The sequence below is a fragment of the Corallococcus sp. CA047B genome, assembly GCF_003612065.1.
Lineage (GTDB): Bacteria > Myxococcota > Myxococcia > Myxococcales > Myxococcaceae > Corallococcus > Corallococcus praedator.
Window position 1 is genome coordinate 1 of sequence record NZ_RAWD01000713.1, and the last position, 575, is coordinate 575.

The window sequence follows — 575 nt, forward strand, 5'->3', positions numbered from 1 at the left end:
CATGACGACCGTCCCCGCCACCTCCGGGCGCGAAGCCCTCCGCGAGACCAGGATCGCCCTGGCGGCGGTGGTGTGCGCGGTGGCCTTCGCGGGCTTCCTGGGGCTGACGGGCCCGACCCTTGAAGCCCCGCGCCAGGTGGGCGCGGGGGTGGAAGCCTCCCGAGCCCCGACGGTGACGCGCACGCCCACCGGCAAGGGCGCGCGGTGGGTGGCGGGCATCCTCCATGAGGAGCCGGTGGGCACCCCGGTGCCCGCGTCGCGCGACCAGGTGGACCCCGGCGGCGTCAGCCACCGGCCGTCATCGCCGTTCGTGCCCCGGCTGGAATCGCTGCGCGCGTTGCTGGCGCGCTACAACGCCCGGGTGCTCGCGCGGGCCCAGAGCCTGCTTGCCCAGGCGCTGCCGTCCCGGCTCGCGCCGCTGGCGGACCGTCCCCGGACGGTGAACTGCCCGGCCCAGGGCCCGCCCGTCACGGGCTGAGCGTCACCTTTCCCTGCTTCTTCGCGGGCCTGTGACCGTGAGGCTCCCGGTGTGCCTTCAGGAGCCCAGGCAGGCAGGCCCTTCTTCCATCGCACCT

General features: G+C 75.5%; 1 protein-coding gene. It reads left to right on the forward strand.

What is annotated here, in order from left to right; all coding sequences use genetic code 11:
- A partial coding sequence (locus tag D7X74_RS42310; protein WP_158622383.1) for a hypothetical protein occupies positions 1-478 on the forward strand: 478 nt, incomplete at its 5' end.
- Between the last annotated feature and the right edge of the window lie 97 nt (positions 479-575).